Source organism: Bartonella sp. CR84HXZ (assembly GCF_042194535.1).
Taxonomy (GTDB): Bacteria; Pseudomonadota; Alphaproteobacteria; order Rhizobiales; family Rhizobiaceae; genus Bartonella; species Bartonella grahamii.
This window is the reverse complement of record NZ_JBHIMY010000051.1, coordinates 1-3,671: the sequence shown is the minus strand read 5'-3', so window position 1 is coordinate 3,671 and position 3,671 is coordinate 1. Positions and strand designations below refer to the sequence as shown.

The window sequence follows — 3,671 nt, the reverse complement described above, 5'->3', positions numbered from 1 at the left end:
AAATTATATGCCCCACAAGCAGCGAGTGAATTAAAACGTTCTCGTTTTTCTTTTGTTAAAGTTCTTTCGTTGGCTACGGCGGCTACATTTTTATCGAATGTTACACCTGTTTTTTCAGCAAATTCTGATTTTAGAAACACATTCCTTGAAGGTGTAGAAAGTGCTGGTGTTTCTCATCCGCAAAGCATCATCTCTGTTGCTGGTTTGAATGCCTCTTCTGTTTCAAAAGACAATTATTTAACAGCACTCAATAAAGCCGGATTAGAAAAGATTAATGCTGCTGATGATTATGCAAATTTTTTAACCAGAACTCTTCCAGGGACGAGTGATGAGAGTTCTTTTGCTATACCTGCTTTAGAGAGCACTTATAAATCTACTGGATTCAATAATGATGTAACAACATTTAATATGGGACCACAGGCTAGAGTTGATGTGAACTCACTGCTTAGAAATACTAGGGATAGCGGGATTAGTGTCGGAACTAATACTGTGACGATAGGTAGTAGTGCGCAAGTAAATATGCAACATGGTATTGCTATTGGTTACAAGGCAGCGGTGACAACTACAGTTGGTGGAATTGCTATTGGTTCTAGTGCGAAGTCGACCTCGGGTGGAATTGCTTTAGGGAATAAGAGTGAAGCTTTTGTAGGCGATAAGATTGATGCATATAGGCCATTCGGCGTTATGCCGACACCGGAAAGTTTTCTCGCTTGGCGCAGTACTGAAAGTGCGCTTAGTATTGGTAGCGTAGGACAGGGTATAACACGACAAATTGTAGGTGTTGCAGGTGGTACTCAAGATACTGATGCAGTAAATGTAGCGCAGTTGAAAGCATTGGAAAAGGCTGCCGGAAGTTGGAAACTCTCTGTTTCGGGAGCAAATACTACAACGGTTGAATCGAATAAATTGGTAGATTTAGCTGCTGCAAGTAATAACATAAAGGTTACAAAAGGCAATAAGGATAATAATGTAAAATTTGATCTCGCTCGGAGCATTGTAATCGATAAAATACAAACAGGAAACAACACCTTAGATGCAACAGGCTTGGTGATTGCTAATGGTCCGAAAATAACAACGGGTGGTATTACCGCTGGCAGTAAAAAGATAACGGGAGTGGCAAAGGGTACTGAAGGCAACGACGCTGTAAATCTTGGGCAGTTACAAGACTTAGAAAAAGTTGTGAAAAACAACGGTTGGAAACTCTCTGTTGGAGATAAAAATGCTACAACTGTTCTTATGGATAGCGGAGTAGACTTTTCTGCTGGAAGTAGCAACTTAAATATTACAAAGGGCGAAAAAGACAATAAGCTAAAATTTGATCTAGCTAAAGATGTTACATTAACGAGCTTAAAGACAGGCGCAAATACCTTAAATGCAACAGGCTTAGTGATTGCCAATGGCCCAAAAATAACGACTGATGGTGTTAATGCTGGTAGTAAAAAGATAATAGGAGTTGCAACGGGTACTGAAGAGACTGATGCAGTAAATTTTGCACAGTTAAAAGCCGCACAAGAAGCAGCGGTTATAAAAGGTTTAAAAATTAACACTACTGGCAAAGATTTTGCAGATGCTATAGCTGATGCAGAAAATTCAGTCGCTCTTGGTAGCAAGGCCAGCGTTAGTAAACTCTCTAGCGGTGCGCTTGCTTTTGGTTCTGGCGCATCTGTAAAGGATGGTGGTTCCACAAATGATCCAAAAGGTTCGTTAAATGGAATTGCCTTAGGTGCAAATGCATCTGTATCTGGTGTTGGTGGAGTTGCTCTTGGTGCTGGCGCAACAGCTACCGGCGAATCTGCGCTTGCTTTTGGTAGTGGAGCAAAAGCATCAGTTAAAGATAGTGTTGCTCTAGGAAGCGATTCTGTAGCTGATAGGGCTGCTGGTGTTTTTGGTTATGCTCCTTCGATGAAGGATGAGGTTGCAACAAATGGTATATCTCAGTGGAAAAGTACACTGGGTGTTATGAGTGTTGGTGGGAGTGGAACGCGACAAATTACAGGCGTAGCAGCTGGTAGTGATGCTACCGATGCAGTGAATGTTGCACAGTTGAGGGACATGAAAAGATTCGTAAAAGAAAACGGTTGGAAACTCTCTGTTGGCGGTGCAAATGGTACAACTGTTCTTATGGATGGTGATGTAGATTTTTCTGCTGGAAGCACAAATCTTCAGATTGCAAAAGGTGATAAAGACAATAAGTTAAAATTCGATTTAGCTCAAGATGTTGCATTAACGAGCTTAAAGGCAGGCACAAATACCCTAGATGCCACCGGCTTAGTGATTACGGGTGGTCCGCAAATAACGACGGCTGGTATTGGTGCTGGCAGTAAAAAGATAACAGGATTGGCAAAAGGGACTGATGATACTGATGCTGTTAACAAAGGTCAGCTTGATGAAAACGTAACCACTCTTTCTAAAAATATTGAAGACGTGCGTTCTATAGCAGTTTTCTACGATGTAGAAGAAGATACAACAGAAGAGGTCAGTACACTTACCAGAACAGCACCTAAAGCGAAACAAAGCAGTGTGACTTTTGGTGATCCCAAAACAGGCACTGTTGCATTGCATAATGTTGGAATTGGCAAGATTACAGCAGATTCAACAGACGCCGTTAATGGCTCACAGCTTCATACATTAGGGAGCAGTGTTGCAAAATCTTTAGGCGGTGCTGCTAGCTATGAGAATGGTGCATGGGTTGCTCCTACATTCACGGTTAAAACCTTCAATAAAGATGGCACTGCGACTGATAAGTCTTATGACGATGTCGCGACTGCCTTTGCTGGTGTTGGTGATTCATTCGAAAACGTTAAAGATACATTCAAGAATGTTAAGGATGAAATTACCAAAGAGATTGAAAAAGACATTGCCCTTGCTCAAGGTGACGCTTTGTTATGGGACAAGACTAAAGGCGCCTTTGTAGCTTTGCATGGGGAAAAGGACAGCAAAACAAACAGCAAGATTACATCCCTTGCAAATGGTGACGTTACTGCAACCTCAAGCGATGCTGTAGCGGGCAATCAGCTTCATACTCTTGGGAACAGTGTTGCAAGTTATTTTGGCGGTGGTGCTAAGTATGATGGTGGAACATGGGTTGCTCCTACATTCACGGTTAAGATCGTGAAAGAAGATGGGAAAACAGAAGATAAAGGCTATCATGATGTAGCAACAGCTTTTGCTGGAGTTGGTACCTCTTTCTCAAATGTGAATAATTCTATTACGAATATTAAAAAAGAGGTTACCAAAGAGATTGCGGATGCAAAAAGTGATTCATTGAATTGGAGTAAAACTGCTAATGCCTTTGTAGCGCAGCATAAAAAGACGAAAGAAGAAGAAGACGGCACAGTTGTAGTGACACAAGAAAACAGCAAGATTACATCACTTAAGAATGGAGACATTACTGCAACCTCAAGCGATGCTGTAGCGGGCAATCAGCTTTATACCCTAGGAAGCAGTGTTGCAAAATCCTTAGGCGGTGCTGCTAGCTATGAGAATGGCGCATGGGTTGCTCCTACATTCAAGGTTAAATCGGTTAAGGATGATGGTGTTTCTGAAGATAAGGTTTATTCTGATGTTGCGAGTGCTTTGAGTGGAGTTGGTAGTTCTATCACGAATGTTCAGAATAAATTGACTGAGCAGGTTAACAATGTGGTTAACAAAGTGGAAAGCGAAAGCTTTGT

1 protein-coding gene is annotated in these 3,671 nt (G+C 41.6%); it reads left to right on the top strand.

Features of this window, described 5'->3' with window-relative positions; genetic code table 11:
• The coding region (locus ACFIKD_RS09055) for a hypothetical protein (protein WP_375647840.1) at positions 1-3,671 on the top strand (3,671 nt) is incomplete at both ends.